Raw genomic sequence first — 15364 nt, 5'->3', positions numbered from 1 at the left:
ATCTGAACGCGCCCGCTATGACAGAACCGCGACTCATCGAAATCACCGCCGCCACGCATGGCGTGGACATCGACCTCGTCTATGCCACCGAGCGCAATTTGACAGGCAAGCCCATCTACAAGGAAGCTCACTGCCTGCTGCTCGAACCCGCAGAAGCCGCTTTGCGCGAGGCAGTGGAGATTGCCCGCAACGCCGGCTTGACCGTGCGGATCTTCGATGCGTACCGTCCGCCCCAGGCGCAACAGGTGCTGTGGGATTTTCTGCCCGACCCGACCTACATCGCTGAGCTTGGCCGTGGTTCGAACCATAGCCGCGGCACGGCGATCGATCTGACGCTGCTCGACGCCGACGGCAACGAACTCGACATGGGCACGGGCTTCGACGCCATGACGATCGAGTCCGAACACTTCCATACTGGCCTGCCCGCGCATGTGCAGCGTAACCGCCTGTTACTGCTCGGCATCATGCACGCCGCCGGCTTCATCCACATCAAGAGCGAATGGTGGCATTACGAGTTGCCTGGCTCCCGCGCGCTGCCGTTGATCGATAACAGCGAAAGCGGTCCGTTGCGTCTTATGTAATGGCGTTCGATTTCTCCATCCGTTGTTCCCTGACAGACTCTACCCATTCCTTATGGAGCGGCAATGAAACTGGTATTGCGCAATGCACTGACGGCGGCGGTGATCTCCTCCGCCATGACCTTGTCGTTCACAGCCGCCGTTCCCGCTGCGGCGGCGACGCCGAAAGACATGTTCGTCATGGCCACGCTCCTCGACGAATTCACCACGCTCGATCCGGGCGAAATCTACGAACTGGTGCCGGAAGAATATGTAGCGAATACGTATGACCGGCTGGTGAGGGTCGACCTGAAAGACCCGTCGAAATTCAACGGCGATGTCGCACAATCCTGGACCGTGAGCCCCGACGGCCTGACCTTCACGTTCAAGATCCGTCCAGGTCTCAAGTTCCACTCGGGCAACGCGTTGAGCGCCGACGACGTCGCGTGGTCGATCCAGCGCACCGTCCTCCTCGATAAAGGCGCGGCGGCCGTGCTGCAAGGCATCGGTTTGACCAAAGACAACGTGCTGGCCAACGTGAAGAAGGTCGACGACACAACCGTCAGTGTGACGACCGACCAGAAGTACGCGCCGACGTTTGTGCTGAACGTACTCGGTTCGTGGCCTGCCTCGGTGGTGGACAAGCAGTTGCTGCTCACGCACCAGAAAGGCAATGACTTCGGCAACGAATGGCTGCGCACGAACGAGGCCGGCTCCGGCGCCTACAAGCTCGTCAAATGGACTGCCAACGACAGCATCGTCCTGCAGCGCTTCGACGGTTATCGCGTACCGCTCGCGATGAAGCGGATCGTGTTGCGTCACGTGCCGGAAGCATCGAGCCAGCGCCTGCTGCTCGAGAACGGTGACGTCGATGTGGCGCGCAACCTGAGTCCTGATGATCTCGTCGCGCTGACGAAGTCCGGCAACGCGCATGTGAGCGCGGTGCCGCAAGCGACGCTTCTGTACCTCGGCCTGAACGTCAAGAATCCGAATCTGGCCAAACCGGAAGTCCAGCAAGCGATGAAGTGGCTGATCGACTACAACGGGATTCAGAGCAACGTCGCCAAAACCACCTACAAGGTGCACGAAACCTTCCTCCCTGAAGGTTTCCTCGGCGCGCTGAATACCGACCCCTACCAGCAGAACGTCGCCAAGGCCAAGGAACTGCTGGCAAAGGCCGGGCTTCCAAACGGCTTTTCCGTGACGATGGACGTGCGTAACGGCTACCCCTACAGCGAAATCGCCGAGGCAGTGCAGTCCAACCTTGCCCAAGGCGGCATCAAGGTACAGATCATCCCCGGCGACAACAAGCAGACGCTCGCCAAGTACCGCTCGCGCTCGCATGACATTTATATCGGCGAATGGTCCGCCGATTACATCGACCCGCACAGCAACGCCCAGGGATTCACCTGGAATCCCGACAATTCCGACAAGGCGGCCTATAAGATGCTCGCGTGGCGCAATTCATGGGACATCCCCGGCCTGACGAAGGAAACCAACGCGGCGCTCGCCGAATCGTCGTCAGCGAAGCGCGCCGAGCTGTACCAGACCATGCAGAAGCAGGTGCTCGCGAACTCCCCCTTCGTGATCATGTTCCAGCAGGTCTCGCAGGTGGCCGCGAGACCGGGCGTGACGGGTCTCGAGGTGGGTCCGATCAACGACCTCGTGTCGTATCGTGATCTGAAGAAGCAGTAACGTTTGCGGTTGAGGCGAGACTGTCCGGGTTTCGCCTTCGACCGAGGAACTTGCCATGTCCACTCGCCTCTCGACTTTCGAGCGCATGCGCGCGCTTTCGGTTGAAAGCGCCAGCGTGCGCTGGACCTTGCGCCTCGTGCGCTGGATCGTCACGCTCGTCATCACCTTCGCCGGGTTGCTGGCGGTCACGTTCGTGATCGGCCGCAAAATACCGATCGATCCGGTGCTGGCGATTCTCGGCGATCGCGCGTCAGCCGCATCCTACGCGGCGGCGCGTCTTCAACTCGGGCTCGACGCGCCGCTCGCAGTGCAGTTCCTGATCTACGTGCGCGATGTGCTGCATGGCAATTTCGGTATGTCGCTGCTGACCGCGCATCCCGTGATCGAGGACATCCAGCGGGTGTTTCCCGCAACGCTCGAACTCGCGACCCTGTCGACCGTCATCGGCGTGCTGATCGGCGTGCCGCTGGGCGTGATCGCCGCCGTGCGCCACAACCGCTGGATCGATCACGTCGCGCGCTTCGTCGGCCTCGTCGGCAGTTCGGTCCCGGTGTTCTGGCTCGGGCTGATGGGCCTGCTGCTGTTCTACGCGAAGCTGCATTGGGTGGCGGGGCCGGGACGCGTCGATCCGGTATTCGACGGCATGGTCGATACGCGCACAGGCAGCCTGCTGATCGACTCGCTCATCGCCGGCGAATGGGATGTGTTCTTCAATGCGTTCTCGCATATCGCTCTGCCCGCGGCCATTCTCGGCTACTACTCGGTCGCCTATCTGAGCCGCATGACGCGTTCGTTCATGCTCGATCAACTCAGCCAGGAGTACATCACCACGGCGCGCGCGAAAGGCTTGCCCGAGCGCCTGGTGATCTGGCGCCACGCGTTCGGCAATATCGCCGTGCCGCTTCTGACCGTGATCGCGCTCACGTACAGCTATCTGCTCGAAGGCTCAGTGCTGACCGAAATCGTCTTCGCGTGGCCCGGTATCGGTTCGTATCTGACGGGCGCCCTCCTGAACGCCGATATGAACGCCGTGCTCGGCAGCACGCTAGTGATCGGCGTCACGTTTATCGCGCTCAACCTGTTGACCGACGCGCTCTATCGCGTGTTCGATCCACGCGCCCGCTGACATTGCGGAGGTCTCTTTAGTGCGTCCCCCTACCGATGAATCCATGCAAACGCAGGACTGGCCGATGAATGCCGCGTCCCGAAGATGGAAAGACTGGCTGCTGAGCGAGACGCCCGCGTCACGCAAGCAGGCCGCGCTTGGCCTCGCTTACCGGCGCTGGCGACGCTTCGCGGGTAATCCGCTGTCGGTCTTCGGCCTCTTGATTCTGGCCTTGCTGATCATCATCGCGGCGATTGGGCCGCTGATCGCACCGCACGATCCGTTGCAGCAAGTCCTCTCCGACCGCCTGCTGCCGCCGGGTTCGCCATCGCACTGGTTCGGCACCGATCAGCTTGGCCGGGACATCCTCTCGCGCCTGATCTACGGCTCACGCCTTACGCTCTCGATTGCGATCCTCGTCGTGGTGATCGTGGTTCCGGTGGGGCTTTTGATCGGCACCACTGCCGGCTTCTTCGGCGGCTGGGTGGACAACGTGCTGATGCGGATCACCGACGTAGCGCTCGCCTTTCCGAAGATCGTGCTCGCGCTCGCTTTCGCGGCAGCACTGGGGCCCGGTGTGATCAACGCGGTGATCGCCATTTCGATTACCGCGTGGCCGGCCTATGCCCGCCTCGCGCGGGCGGAAACGCTGCGGCTCGTGCAAGCCGATTTCATTCACGTCGCGCGCTTGCAGGGCGCCTCGCGCAAGCGCATCCTCCTGATTTATATCGTCCCGCTCTGCTCGTCGTCGGTGATCGTGCGTGCGACCCTCGATATGGCAGGCATCATTCTCACTGTCGCGGGCCTCGGGTTCCTCGGCCTCGGCGCGCAACCGCCGAGCCCGGAGTGGGGATTCATGGTCGCATCCGGCCGCAATGTGCTGCTCGATTCATGGTGGGTGGCCACTATTCCCGGCTTCGCCATTCTGCTGGTGAGTCTCGCCTTCAACCTGCTCGGCGACGGTCTGCGGGACGTCTTCGATCCACGCCAGGGAGGCTGACATGCCAGTCGATATGACCCATCCTTTGTGTGAAATCGACGACCTGCAAATCGGCTTTCGCGGTCATGGCGGCGAATTGACTGAAGCGGTGCGTGGCCTTTCGCTGACGCTGCGGCGCGGCGAGCGGCTTGGCATCGTCGGCGAATCCGGTTCCGGCAAGTCGCTGACCGGGCGTGCGCTGCTCGGCCTGCTGCCGCCTGAGGCGCAATGTCGTGCGAAGGCGATGAAGTTCGACGGTCAGGATCTGCTTGCCATGCCGGTGCGCAAGCGCCGGCAACTGTGCGGCCAGCAGATGGGCATGATCCTGCAAGATCCGAAATACTCGCTGAACCCGGTGATGACCGTCGCGCAGCAAATGCGCGAAGCGTTCGAACTGCACGGACCGAAGTTCGGCCGCCGCGAGATACGCGAGAAAATCATCGAGGCGCTGGCAGCGGTGCATATCCGCAATCCGGAGCGTGTCGCCGACTCCTACCCGCACGAGTTGTCGGGTGGCATGGGGCAGCGCGTGATGATCGCCATGATGGTGTCGTCCGGGCCGCGTCTGCTGATCGCCGATGAACCCACCAGCGCGCTCGACGTGCTCGTCTCGATGCAGGTGCTCGGGATTCTCGACGAGATGATCGCAAAGCATGACACCGGCCTCATTTTTATCAGCCACGACCTGCCCCTCGTCATGTCGTTCTGCGACCGCGTCGTCGTGATGTTCGCGGGACGCGTCGTGGAAACGTGCGCGGCACGCGATCTCGTCCACGCCGAGCATCCCTATACGCGCGCCCTGCTCGCGGCGAATCCACCGCTTATCGATCCGCCCGAGCAACTGCCCGTGCTGAAGCGGGACGCGGCATGGCTTACGCAACCGGCCGGAGAATCAGCATGATCGATGTCGACGCTTTGACGGTGCGCTTCAAAACCAGGACCGGTCACTTCGACGCGGTGCGCGCGGCGAGCTTTCATGTCGGAGAAGGTGAGGTGTTCGGACTGGTCGGCGAATCGGGTTCCGGCAAGTCGACGATCCTGCGCGCGTTGACCGGTCTCGCGCCCGTCGCCGGCGGCCGTATGAAAATCGGTTCGCACGTGCTCGGAGAAAAACTCGACCGCTCCTTCCGACGCGACGTGCAGATGGTGTTTCAGGACCCGTACGGCTCGCTGCATCCGCGCTTCACAATCGATCAGAGCTTGCGCGAGCCGCTGACCATCAACGGCATCGGCGGGCAGGAAGAACGCATTGTCGATGCGCTGCGCGAAGTCGGCCTGGGTCCGTCTTATCGTTTCCGCTATCCGCATCAGCTGTCCGGAGGGCAGCGGCAGCGCGTTGCAATTGCTCGGGCGCTGATCGTCGAACCGCGCGTGCTGCTGCTCGATGAGCCGACGTCCGCACTCGATGTATCCGTGCAGGCCGAAATCCTCAACCTGCTGAGACGGCTTCATCGCGAACGCAATTTGACGATGATGCTGGTGAGCCACAATCTGGCGGTGGTGGGCTTTCTCTGCTCGTGCGTAGCGATCATGCGCCATGGTGAGATTGTCGAGCAACGCGATATCGCATCCATTCGCGCGCAGCAGGTCGAGCACGAATACACGCGCAGCCTGTTGCTCGCGACCACGGGCTACCGGCGCAAATCGGTCGCGGTAGACGGAGCGGACGCGCTGTCGTAAATGTCAGTCGCGGCGAGGTTTCGTCGCCGTGCGTATCCGCGAACTGAGCACGCTCAACAGTCTCCAGGAACGCCGCTTCAACGCGACGTCTTCACCATCGTCATGGCGGGTGTTCACTCGCAACGCGTCGAAGGAAGCGGCTGATTGCCTGCCCGCTGCGCGCCTCCCGATACCGGTGCTGAGAACAAAGAAAAGCAGGAATTGGTGAGAGCAGAAGAGTTTTCACGCCGCCCGGCAGATACGGCCAGGCCTTAAGCAGCGATGCGCAAGATGCCAGCCCGCAATACCCTTCTGACGCAGGTACCCGCGCGGCACGACGAAGGTGCAGCTATTCCATTCGCCTCGGCCAGTTCCAGAACGCTGCCCTGTTCCTCCGACCAGTCGATCATGCGGGCCGACCGGCGGAACGTCACCGTGGCGCTCCCGGCCACCGCTGGTGAGCTAAGGGGCGCGCGACGCCATTGATGCGTGTTCGAGTGACGGTTGCGATCCGAATGCTTCGAAGGCGGATACGCTCATCGGCGACGTTCAGTGCGCGCAGCCGCTGGTAGAGATCACGCATAACGAGATGCCACGCCGTGCCGCTTCACGCTGATACGGTAGCGGCGGCGGTCGGCGTGCCCCGACAATGTGCAACTCCACACCAGCGGCGCGGCGTGGCCCGGCACGGCAAGCCGTTAGCGCTGGTCGCGATGCACTGCGGCCCAGCGCGTAGCGTGGCAACGGCAGCCGCACGGCCGGCTTGCCTGCCCTCGCGCGCGATGGTCGGGACGCCGATCACGGATGTGTAACTCTCGTCAGGCACTGCCGAAAGGTGATGGTCGTGTGCTTCCCCTTGCCCTACCAGACGGGAAACACGACATCCGGCTGTGGCGTAAATTGAATGCCGGAGTCAGGGCAGCTTACGCGCCCCCTGACGGCAACCCGCTGGTTCAGGTACGGCAGCAGCAGTGAGGGGGCTGTCTCGCTTTCCTCGCCAACACGGATATCGGACAGCACCTTGTTGTTGCAGGGCGAAGTGGAAGGTCGATCCAGCACTATCGTCGGATAGTCCCCGAGATCGTATTTCCCGCCCCCGCCCTGCACTGTCCCGGTGATCCAGATGTCATGCTGCACAGGCAAGGTCGGCAGCGGAGGGCTGGCCGACACGACGTTCCCTGACCATAAACCAGAGATCATGGCTGCGGGGACAAGGACACACAATCGTCTTTTCATGGCGCAAACCTCTTGACGTCCAGTGACGCTCGCCTGCACGTCACTGCTCCTCTTCCACTTCCCTGATGCGGCGGCCTGCGGGAAATCCGGAGGCGCACTGCTCGATTTTTATCGTCTTCATCGGATCACTGTGTCATCGCCTGGCAAAGTGTCTCGCACGCCGGCGGCGCCAACGGCTAAGCGAGCGTGGCGCCCCTGTCCCATTCGCCGCTGTGGTGAAAGGCATCGGCGCCGGATGCTTTGTCAATCACTTTGCGCTAGCGCCTGCGTATGTGCGAGATCCACCGTCGGATCGTGGTTCGCATCGCGGTGACCTGTGCATCGAGCAAGCGACCAGCGCGTTCCCGAAGCGATCGCAGAACGTCGAGAACGGAGGCAGTCGTGCGGTTCAGATGCTCGAACAGATTGGAGTACGGGCGTGGGTGAAGGTCGCTCATTGTCTTCTCCTTATAGGCAGCAAGGAAGAGAACGGGCTTGCGCGCTCCAGTTCGCCTGCCATGCTGCGGGGCAAACAAATCGAAACACGCAGTGTGCAATTAGTGGATGATTCAGCACACTGCCTGAGCTGGATATAAATTAGTTTAACTCACTAAAAAATTCAAGTTCTTCAATGCTGCCGATGCCTTGGTACTACCGAGGTAAGGCGTCAGCCGCACAGACGCGTAAAGACAGATCGCAACGCGCGCCACACGGGAAATCGTCAGACTTTTAGGCGTCTGAATCCGCGTGACCAGACACTGGCACACCCCGTAGTTAGGGGGAGCCTATCGGGGCTGTGCCAGCAGACCGTTGTTCCGCTTGCGAGCCTGCCGTGTCACTGGATTGGCGGCGCCGTACCGAGCTTTTCGGCGAGCATCCTCTCATACACGCCAAAGTGCAAATCCACTTCGGACTGTTCCACCGTCGTGACGATCAGGTTGATGTGGTCCGATGGGAGCCCAAGCACGCCAGCGATAAAAGTTTCGAGTTGTGGCGCACATGCCTTGTCCTTTGCCACTGTTGTGCCAATCGTGACTTCGTAAATCTTCTCCTGGCGGCAGACAACTTCTACGAGGCGCGCGCGGGCGCTCATGTTGCTGTCGACCGCAATGCGTACGACATCCACCGCCTTGCGCATGGCTTCCGTCGGGAAGCCCTTCGTCGAGCGCAGCCGCACGCGGTGCGGGCCCAGCGTCAACCAGTCTGTATCGAATTCCATGACCTCCTCCTGTGGTCAAACGGCCTCGTCCGCGATAATAGGACCGGCCTCAAAAATTTCAAGCTTGCCCCTGCACTCTTCCCTTGAAAAATCTGCCGCAGAGCCTATCTTAAGTTTCGCTCAGGCAGACGTGCGGTGCTCACTGGATCGCACGCTGCGTGTTTCGAATTATTTGCCAGACGCTGGCAGGCGAACCGGAGCGCGTAGGCTGGTTCACCTCCATGCGTCACTTGAGGAGAACTACATCATGAGCGATCTTTACTCTGGCACTGACCTCTTCAGCGAGTTCGACCGGCTGCAGCGGCAGATGGCAAACTTCTTCGGCACTTTCCCCTCCAGTCTTCGAGCAAGCCGCCTCGGCTCGCTCCCGCCCGTCAACATTGGCGCCACCGACGACTCGATTCACATCGTCGCGTTTGCACCCGGCGTCAATGCGGCCGAACTCGACGTATCGATCGATAAAGGGCTGCTGACCATCAGCGGTGAGCGCAAGCCAGCGCGACCGGATACCGGCGAGGATGGCCGGGTCTATGCGCAGGAACGCTTCACTGGCCCGTTCCGGCGGGTCATCGAGCTGCCGGAGAACGCAGACCCCGACAAGGTTGAGGCGCGCTACGAGAATGGCTGCCTGTCGATCGCTATCGGCAAGCGCGAATCGTCGAAGCCTCGCGCGATCACCGTCCAGTAATTCCAGGAGGCGAAAATGAGCGATACCACTGAACTGAGCAAGCGCGAACCGTCCGCGGTGACGCGCAGCGAAAGCGGTTCGTCCGCGCGGCGGATGACGATCACTCCCGCTGTCGATATCTACGAGGACACCCAGGGCGTCACGTTGTGGGCGGACCTGCCGGGAGTCACCAAAGAGAAGCTCGATGTGCGGGTTCATGACGGCAATCTCGCCATCGAGGCCGAGGCGGTCGTGCCGACACCGGCAAATCTGCGGCTGCAGCATGCCGAGATCCGTGAGCCACGCTTTGCGCGAACCTTCACGCTCTCCCCGGACTTCGATACGTCCAAGATCGAGGCGAGCCTGAAGGACGGCGTACTGAAGCTCACGATCCCGCGCCGCGACGAAGCGCGTCCGCGGCGGATCGAAGTGCGTACGGGCTGAAGTCGGCGCGTCGGCGGCAACGCCAGGAAGCACGCGAGGTGGCGGCGGCCTGGCTGCCACCCTCCGACAGCGCAGGCCCGGGTCCTGATCGCGCCGTGACGCAAGAACGCAATCCTGTTCGTTCTGACAGATCACAGAGGAGGAAACGATGAACAGCGATCCGAAGAAGTGGAACCCCTTCAAGTTCCTTCGCGGGACTGTGCGAAAAACCGATGCGGACAACCCGGAGAGCACGCCCGCCGGCGAACAGTGGCGTAGCGCATGGCCCGACATTCCGCGACTGTTCTCCCGCGAGCCGTGGCGCGCAGTGGAAGAGTTCTTTCACGACCCGTTTGCTGGCCGCGGCGCGCTCGAACGATGGTTCGGCGACTTCAGTTCATCGCGCTTCCAGCCGCACATCGACGTTGTCGACGAGGGACCGGTGCTGCGCGTCACCGCAGAACTGCCCGGGATGGAGCGCGAAGACGTGAGGGCAAGCGTCGAGGACGGCGCGATCGTGCTGCGCGGTGAGAAAAAGCAGGACGTGCACAGTGAGGAAAACGGCTGCTATCGTCTGGAGCGTGCTCATGGACGCTTCGTACGCACGATCCCGATGCCGGAATACGCCGATCCCGGTCGCGCGCTTGCGAAATTCGACAATGGCGTGCTCACGTTGACCGTGCCGAAAACGGAGCCGGCACCGTCCACGAGTCGCACGATCGATATCGGTTAGGGCGAGCGTCCGAAGCGCTATAACGGCGAAAATGAGAGGATTGGGTCGTTAGCTCAGCTGGTAGAGCAGCGGACTTTTAATCCGTTGGTCACTGGTTCGAATCCAGTACGACCCACATGCCATGAAGAAAATGCACCGGGCAGCCTCGCTGACCGGTGCGGAGCGGAGCCGAAGGAGGTTAATACTCCAGTTCCGGCGCGCTAGCCTGCACCGGCTTTTCGTCCTTCGGCGCTTCAGCCACCGTTGCATCCGTCGTCAGGATCAGTCCGGCAATCGACGCGGCGTTCTGCAGCGCCGTGCGCGCAACCTTCGTGGGGGTCGACCACGCCCGCCTCGACGAGATCGCCGAACTCGCCAGTGGCCGCGTTGTAGCCGAAGCGCCTGCGAGCTTTGCAACGCGCTCCTGCAGTTTCTCCCGATCGTGGTCACTAGTCGCTTCCTCGATCTGCGCACGTATCGACTTCACGCGTGCCTCGATGCGCTTTTCGTCGCCTGCGCCGTCGATGATGATCGTGTCGCCCTTGCGAACTTCCACGCGCTTGGCGCGCCCCAGGTCCTCGAGTGTTGCGTTCTGAAGTTGCTTGCCCGTCTCTTCGGAGATCACAGTCGCGCCGGTGAGCACAGCGATGTCATGTATTTCAGGTTGCGCGAGGAGAATCCGCGCATGTCGGGAAAGGCTTCTTTAAAGTCCCGCGCGAGCCGGTCTACAACCCGACCCCGAGCCTTGCTGCTCCAGCCGCTCGAGAATGTCGCGGCCGGTCTGCCAATATAGGTGACCAACTCGCGATTTGCGCTGGCCAGGGCGCGCTGCTGCGCGCGCTCGACGGACTGCTTGAGCTCGGCAAACCAGTGACGATAATCCTCAGTCCACGCGGGGAGCGCCCAGGTCTTTGGTCATGCGTTCGGTCGCAAAACCCGCCTGGCACCCCAAACACCAATCACCGCCCCTTTGCCGCCAAAGCCGCATCCGATCTTCGGCGGCGCGGAAGCCGAGGCGGCGGCTTCGGTCGACGCCGCCTGCTCCGCGCATCCCGCCGCTACCTGCAACAACAGCCCGACGGCGACGGAAGTCAGCACGCGTGTGAGAGAGTGGTGAGCATGTCGGTCCTTTGCGTTGTCCGGGTATGAATTCCTTTAACGCAAGCGACGCGCGAATCCGTCGCGACCTGTTCCGTGGCGGCAAGCTCGTGTGCGACGTGCCAGGGAATCCCAACGCGATCTTCAGCCGACGGCGGTATTCGGAACGAATGCCACCCTGTGTCACTCGGTGAAAGGCACAAGGGTCTGGTCGCCCACTGCACTCGATTTCGCATAACTGCCCTAATCGCCCTGCTTCACCTCCGCCGTGACGGCGCGATCGAGCGCGGCCTCCAGCGTGCGCCGCTTCCACGCCGACGTGCCCTCTGCACGACGCCGCCTGCGCATGCCCCGCGTGCAGACATAAAACGACACCGGCGTAAAAATCAACCCAAGTATTGTTGCGACGATCATGCCACCGAACACACCCGTGCCAATCGAGTGGCGGCTTTCAGCGCCACCGCCCGTCGAAAACACAAGCGGCACGACACCGACTAGAAATGCCGCCGACGTCATGACGATCGGTCGAAAGCGCATCGTGCAAGCCTCGACGATCGCATCGGCGAGACCCGCTCCGCGCGCATGCAGATCGCGCGCGAACTGCACAATCAGAATCGCATTCTTGCCCGCGAGGCCGATGACGGTCACCACGCCGATCTTGAAGTAAATATCGTTCGGCAAACCGCGCAAGAACATCGCCGCAACGGCGCCGATGATGCCGAGCGGCACGACAACCAGCACCGACAACGGAATCGTCCAGCTTTCGTAAAGCGCCGCGAGCGCCATGAACACGGCGAGCAGCGACAACGCCAGCAACTGCGGCGTTTGTTGCGCCGCCTGCGTCTCGGCGAGTGACACGTCGGCCCACTCGAACCCGATACCTTCGGGCAACTGGGCCGCGAGCCGCTCCATCTCGGCCATCGCGGCACCGGAGCTGTAACCGTTCGCGGCGCGGCCCGTCACGTCGAGCGCCGGGTAGCCGTTATAACGCGTCAGGACGCTCGGCCCGCGCGCCCAGCGCAGCGACGCGAAAGCCGAGAACGGCACCATCTTGCCCGCCTGGTTGCGCACCGTGAGCGCGAGCAGATCGGTGTCCGTCATCCGGGTCGCAGCATCGCCGCCGACGAGCACGCGCAGCATGCGTCCCCCCGCTGGGTAATCGGCGATGTACGACGTGCCAAACGTCGCGCCGAGTACGTCGGCGATGGCATCGAACGACACGTCCATCGCATAGGCCTTCATGCGGTCGACCTCGACGGTTACGCGCGGCGCGTCAGGCAGCGTCTCCGAGTGCACGTCGGCCAGCATGCGGCTTTGCTTCGCGAGTTCGATCAGGCGCTCGCGCGCCGCGTCGAGCACCTCCTTGCCCACGCCGCCGCGATCTTCGAGGTGGAACGTAAAACCGTCGGCGTGGCCGAGCCCGGGCACCGATGGCGGCAACTGCGCAAACACTTCGCCGTCGAGGATTCTGGCGAATTCGCGGTTCAGTCTTTCGCGCAAGGACACTGCATCGACATCGCGTCGCTCCCAGTCTTTCAGCGACACGAAGGCCATGCCGACGTTCTGCCCGCTGCCCGCGAAACTCCACCCGATCACCGAGGTCACGTTTTCGACGGCGGGCTCCTTGTGCAGGATCGATTCAACCTGGCGCAGCACCGCGAAGGTCCGCTCCTGCGAAGCACCGGACGGCAGCTGCACCATCACCTGAAGCTGCCCCTGGTCTTCCGTCGGCAAGAAGCTCCCAGGCATCGTCGCGTAGAGCACCGCCGCCGCACTGATCAGCGCGAGATGCACGGCGAAGGCCAGCTTCGAGCGCCCGAGCCATCGCGCCACCCAGACGCCGTAACGACGCGTCGCCCCATCGAAGCCCGAGGAGAACTTCGCAAGCCAGCGCGCGGCGACACCGCCGCGCAAAGCGTTATGGTCCCGCGGCGGCTTGAGGAGATTCGCGCAGAGTGCAGGTGCGAGCGAAAGCGCCATGAACGCCGAGACCAGAATCGCCGAGATCATCGCGATCGAGAACTGCCGGTAGATTCCGCCCACACCGCCGCTGAAAAACGCCATCGGCAGGAAGACGGCAATGAGCACGGCCGTCACGCCGCCAATTGCGCCGCCGATCTGCCGCATCGCCTTGCGCGTCGCTTCGCGCGGCGCCAGTCCCTCCTCGTGCATGATCCGTTCGACGTTTTCCACGACGACGATCGCGTCATCGACGAGAATGCCGATCGCAAGCACGAGCCCGAATAACGTGAAGACGTTGATCGAGAGGCCGAACGCGGGCATGGCGAGGAACGAGCCCAACAGCGTGACGGGAATCACGACGGTCGGCACGAGCGCGTAGCGCAGTTCGCGCAGGAACAGCCACATCACGCAGAAGACGAGGACGATCGCCTCGCAGAGCGTCAGGACGACCTCCTTGATGGCAATCTTGACGAAGTGCGCGCCGTCGTAGGGAATCCGCACCTCGATGCCCGCAGGCAAGGTCTTCGACAATGCGTCGATGCGCGCGCGGATCGCGTTGGATGTGGCGAGCGCGTTGCCGAGCGGCCCGAGCTGGATGCCGACGGTCGCGGCCGAGTGGCCATTCAATCGTGACCAGAAGGTATAGCTGTCGCGCCCAACCTCGACGCGGGCCACGTCGCCGAGCCGCACCACGCCCCCGCCCGGCTGCGCCTTCAGCACGACCGCGGCAAACTCGGACGGTGTGCGCAACTGCCCATGCACGTTGACGGACGCGGTCAGCGCCTGCCCGGCCGTGGCTGGCGCATTGCCGATCGCGCCCGCCGTGACGCTCGAACTCTGCGCACGGATCGCGGCGCTGACGTCGGCGGGCGACAGGCTGTATTCGCGCAGCTTTACCGGATCGAGCCAGATACGCATCGCCTCGTCAGCGTCCCACAGTTCAGCCGAGCCGACGCCTGGCGTGCGTTTCAGTTCGCGCAGCAGATAACGGTTCAGATAGTCGCTCAATGTCGTGGAATCGCGTGTGCCGTCGGTCGACACCAGCGTGACGAGCATGAGGAACGTGTTCGCCGCGTTGAAGACACTGATGCCCTGCTGCACGACCTGCTGCGGCAAACGCGGTTCGACTTGCTTCAGGCGGTTCTGCACGTCGACCATGGCCAGGTCGGGATTCGTGCCGGGCGTGAACATGACATCGATCTCGAGCTCGCCGAGCGCGTCGCTCGTCGTCTCGTAGTGCGAAAGCCCGTCTGCGCCGTCGAGGCTCTGCTCGATCAGGCTCGCGACGTCGCTGTCGATCTGCTCGGCTGTCGCGCCGGGGTAAGTCGCGGAGATGACGACGCGCGGCGGCGCAAGGCGCGGATACTGCGAGACTGGCAACTGCGTGATGGCAAGCGCACCGGCCACCATCACGGCGAACGCGATCACCCACGCGAAAACCGGTCTGTCGATGAAGAAGAAGGGCACGTGTGGGGTCCTGGGTCAGAGCGCTGCCGGGGAATCCGTGGGCACTTGCGCCGGACCGAATTCGGGCGCGCTGGCGAGGCGCGCCATATGGAAGACGTCGTGCAGCGCACCGTCGCGTACAGCATCGGCCCGTGCGCGCGCTTCCATCACGAAGCCGAACTTCTGGTACAGCGCGATCGCCGGGGCATTGTCCGCGAATACGCTGAGCTCGATGCGGCGCAGGCCGAGCGCATTGTCGGCGGCTTCGAGTAGCGCACCGAGTAGCAGCGAGCCCACGCCGCAGCCGTGATACGCGTCGTGCACCGCGATGCCAAGCGAAGCGCTGTGCGCGCGCCGCCCCGTGTGCACAATGAGTCCAGCCTGTCCGATCAAACGTCCTTCACATTCGGCGAGGACTAACATCGAATTCGCTGCGAGATTCTCGAGCCAGCCGTGCAGCGATGCGGCGGTGCGATAACCGTGCGAAAGAATGCCGGGCCGCACACCAGGCAGGTTCATGAGCGCGGCGATCGCCTCGCAATCATCGAGTTCGGCAGCGCGTAGACGCACCGTCTTCGCGAACGCGACGTGGGCCGCCACGGCTTCACCATGGTGATTCATCGAGCG

The 15364-nt window shown here is 62.8% G+C and carries 15 protein-coding genes, 1 tRNA gene and 1 pseudogene; 10 read left to right on the top strand and 7 right to left on the bottom strand.

Translation table 11 applies throughout. The features are described 5' to 3' along the window. Positions 1–17: 17 nt before the first annotated feature. From ddpX to AB3X96_RS35205, 6 genes are all read left to right on the top strand, one after another. Positions 18–581 carry a D-alanyl-D-alanine dipeptidase gene (ddpX, locus tag AB3X96_RS35230; RefSeq protein ID WP_368593334.1) on the top strand — a complete coding sequence of 188 codons (564 nt, stop codon included), beginning with the start codon at positions 18–20 and terminating at the stop codon, positions 579–581. Positions 582–644: 63 nt separating this feature from the next. Then, positions 645–2252: an ABC transporter substrate-binding protein gene (locus AB3X96_RS35225; RefSeq protein WP_368593333.1), complete on the top strand. Its 1608-nt coding sequence runs from the start codon at positions 645–647 to the stop codon at positions 2250–2252. A 55-nt stretch (positions 2253–2307) separates the two neighbouring features. Then, a complete protein-coding gene (locus AB3X96_RS35220; RefSeq protein WP_368593332.1) occupies positions 2308–3378 on the top strand; it encodes an ABC transporter permease in 1071 nt (356 codons plus the stop codon). A gap of 64 nt (positions 3379–3442) precedes the next feature. Then, positions 3443–4357 (top strand): nickel transporter permease, encoded by a 915-nt coding sequence (gene nikC, locus AB3X96_RS35215; RefSeq protein ID WP_368593380.1) that lies wholly within the window; start codon positions 3443–3445, stop codon positions 4355–4357. A 1-nt stretch (position 4358) separates the two neighbouring features. Then, on the top strand, positions 4359–5237 hold the full coding sequence (locus AB3X96_RS35210; protein ID WP_176110858.1) for an ABC transporter ATP-binding protein: 879 nt from the start codon (positions 4359–4361) through the stop codon (positions 5235–5237). Continuing rightward, positions 5234–6016, top strand: a complete 783-nt coding sequence (locus AB3X96_RS35205) for an ABC transporter ATP-binding protein (protein WP_368593331.1) — start codon at positions 5234–5236, stop codon at positions 6014–6016. The genes AB3X96_RS35210 and AB3X96_RS35205 overlap by 4 nt, the downstream gene beginning before the upstream one ends. Before the next feature lie 251 nt (positions 6017–6267). Here AB3X96_RS35205 and AB3X96_RS35200 read toward each other — a convergent pair whose 3' ends face one another. The 3 genes from AB3X96_RS35200 to AB3X96_RS35190 all read right to left on the bottom strand — a co-directional run bounded on the left by AB3X96_RS35200 (position 6268) and on the right by AB3X96_RS35190 (position 8429). Next, on the bottom strand, positions 6268–6405 hold the full coding sequence (locus tag AB3X96_RS35200; RefSeq protein ID WP_368593330.1) for a 2Fe-2S iron-sulfur cluster-binding protein: 138 nt from the start codon (positions 6403–6405) through the stop codon (positions 6268–6270). Between the two features lie 451 nt (positions 6406–6856). Beyond that, positions 6857–7231 (bottom strand): hypothetical protein, encoded by a 375-nt coding sequence (locus AB3X96_RS35195; RefSeq protein WP_368593329.1) that lies wholly within the window; start codon positions 7229–7231, stop codon positions 6857–6859. An 814-nt stretch (positions 7232–8045) separates the two neighbouring features. Continuing rightward, positions 8046–8429, bottom strand: a complete 384-nt coding sequence (locus tag AB3X96_RS35190) for a hypothetical protein (protein ID WP_368593328.1) — start codon at positions 8427–8429, stop codon at positions 8046–8048. A gap of 247 nt (positions 8430–8676) precedes the next feature. Between AB3X96_RS35190 and AB3X96_RS35185 the strand changes: the two genes are divergently transcribed. The 4 genes from AB3X96_RS35185 to AB3X96_RS35170 all read left to right on the top strand — a co-directional run bounded on the left by AB3X96_RS35185 (position 8677) and on the right by AB3X96_RS35170 (position 10367). Beyond that, positions 8677–9117, top strand: coding sequence for an Hsp20/alpha crystallin family protein (locus AB3X96_RS35185; RefSeq protein ID WP_368593327.1), 441 nt, complete (start codon positions 8677–8679; stop codon positions 9115–9117). 15 nt (positions 9118–9132) lie between these two features. Next, positions 9133–9540 (top strand): Hsp20/alpha crystallin family protein, encoded by a 408-nt coding sequence (locus AB3X96_RS35180; RefSeq protein WP_176110855.1) that lies wholly within the window; start codon positions 9133–9135, stop codon positions 9538–9540. A 148-nt stretch (positions 9541–9688) separates the two neighbouring features. Beyond that, positions 9689–10252 (top strand): Hsp20/alpha crystallin family protein, encoded by a 564-nt coding sequence (locus tag AB3X96_RS35175; protein WP_368593326.1) that lies wholly within the window; start codon positions 9689–9691, stop codon positions 10250–10252. A 42-nt stretch (positions 10253–10294) separates the two neighbouring features. After that, positions 10295–10367 (top strand) — tRNA-Lys (locus AB3X96_RS35170). A 63-nt stretch (positions 10368–10430) separates the two neighbouring features. Here AB3X96_RS35170 and AB3X96_RS35165 read toward each other — a convergent pair. From AB3X96_RS35165 to AB3X96_RS35150, 4 genes and pseudogenes are all read right to left on the bottom strand, one after another. After that, a pseudogene (locus tag AB3X96_RS35165) lies at positions 10431–10883 on the bottom strand (TCP-1/cpn60 chaperonin family protein); the annotation flags it as partial. Beyond that, positions 10853–11032 carry a hypothetical protein gene (locus tag AB3X96_RS35160; RefSeq protein ID WP_368593325.1) on the bottom strand — a complete coding sequence of 60 codons (180 nt, stop codon included), beginning with the start codon at positions 11030–11032 and terminating at the stop codon, positions 10853–10855. The pseudogene AB3X96_RS35165 and the gene AB3X96_RS35160, both read right to left, overlap by 31 nt. Before the next feature lie 540 nt (positions 11033–11572). After that, the gene (locus AB3X96_RS35155; RefSeq protein ID WP_368593324.1) at positions 11573–14758 is read right to left on the bottom strand and encodes a multidrug efflux RND transporter permease subunit; all 3186 of its coding nucleotides are present in this window, start codon (positions 14756–14758) and stop codon (positions 11573–11575) included. Positions 14759–14773: 15 nt separating this feature from the next. Next, complete coding sequence (locus AB3X96_RS35150; RefSeq protein WP_368593323.1) at positions 14774–15358, bottom strand: GNAT family N-acetyltransferase; 585 nt, start codon at positions 15356–15358, stop codon at positions 14774–14776. Positions 15359–15364: the final 6 nt, after the last annotated feature.

The sequence above is a fragment of the Paraburkholderia sp. BR13439 genome, assembly GCF_040948805.1.
GTDB classification, from domain to species: domain Bacteria; phylum Pseudomonadota; class Gammaproteobacteria; order Burkholderiales; family Burkholderiaceae; genus Paraburkholderia; species Paraburkholderia youngii.
Note: the sequence above shows the minus strand (reverse complement) of the source record. Positions and strands in the feature narration are given on the sequence as shown.

Coding starts and splice junctions, on each gene's coding strand:
- ddpX (WP_368593334.1), top strand. CDS start 18: ATGACAGAACCGCGACTCATCGAAATCACCGCCGCCACGCATGGCGTG.
- AB3X96_RS35225 (WP_368593333.1), top strand. CDS start 645: ATGAAACTGGTATTGCGCAATGCACTGACGGCGGCGGTGATCTCCTCC.
- AB3X96_RS35220 (WP_368593332.1), top strand. CDS start 2,308: ATGTCCACTCGCCTCTCGACTTTCGAGCGCATGCGCGCGCTTTCGGTT.
- nikC (WP_368593380.1), top strand. CDS start 3,443: ATGAATGCCGCGTCCCGAAGATGGAAAGACTGGCTGCTGAGCGAGACG.
- AB3X96_RS35210 (WP_176110858.1), top strand. CDS start 4,359: ATGCCAGTCGATATGACCCATCCTTTGTGTGAAATCGACGACCTGCAA.
- AB3X96_RS35205 (WP_368593331.1), top strand. CDS start 5,234: ATGATCGATGTCGACGCTTTGACGGTGCGCTTCAAAACCAGGACCGGT.
- AB3X96_RS35200 (WP_368593330.1), bottom strand. CDS start 6,405: ATGATCGACTGGTCGGAGGAACAGGGCAGCGTTCTGGAACTGGCCGAG.
- AB3X96_RS35195 (WP_368593329.1), bottom strand. CDS start 7,231: ATGAAAAGACGATTGTGTGTCCTTGTCCCCGCAGCCATGATCTCTGGT.
- AB3X96_RS35190 (WP_368593328.1), bottom strand. CDS start 8,429: ATGGAATTCGATACAGACTGGTTGACGCTGGGCCCGCACCGCGTGCGG.
- AB3X96_RS35185 (WP_368593327.1), top strand. CDS start 8,677: ATGAGCGATCTTTACTCTGGCACTGACCTCTTCAGCGAGTTCGACCGG.
- AB3X96_RS35180 (WP_176110855.1), top strand. CDS start 9,133: ATGAGCGATACCACTGAACTGAGCAAGCGCGAACCGTCCGCGGTGACG.
- AB3X96_RS35175 (WP_368593326.1), top strand. CDS start 9,689: ATGAACAGCGATCCGAAGAAGTGGAACCCCTTCAAGTTCCTTCGCGGG.
- AB3X96_RS35150 (WP_368593323.1), bottom strand. CDS start 15,358: ATGAATCACCATGGTGAAGCCGTGGCGGCCCACGTCGCGTTCGCGAAG.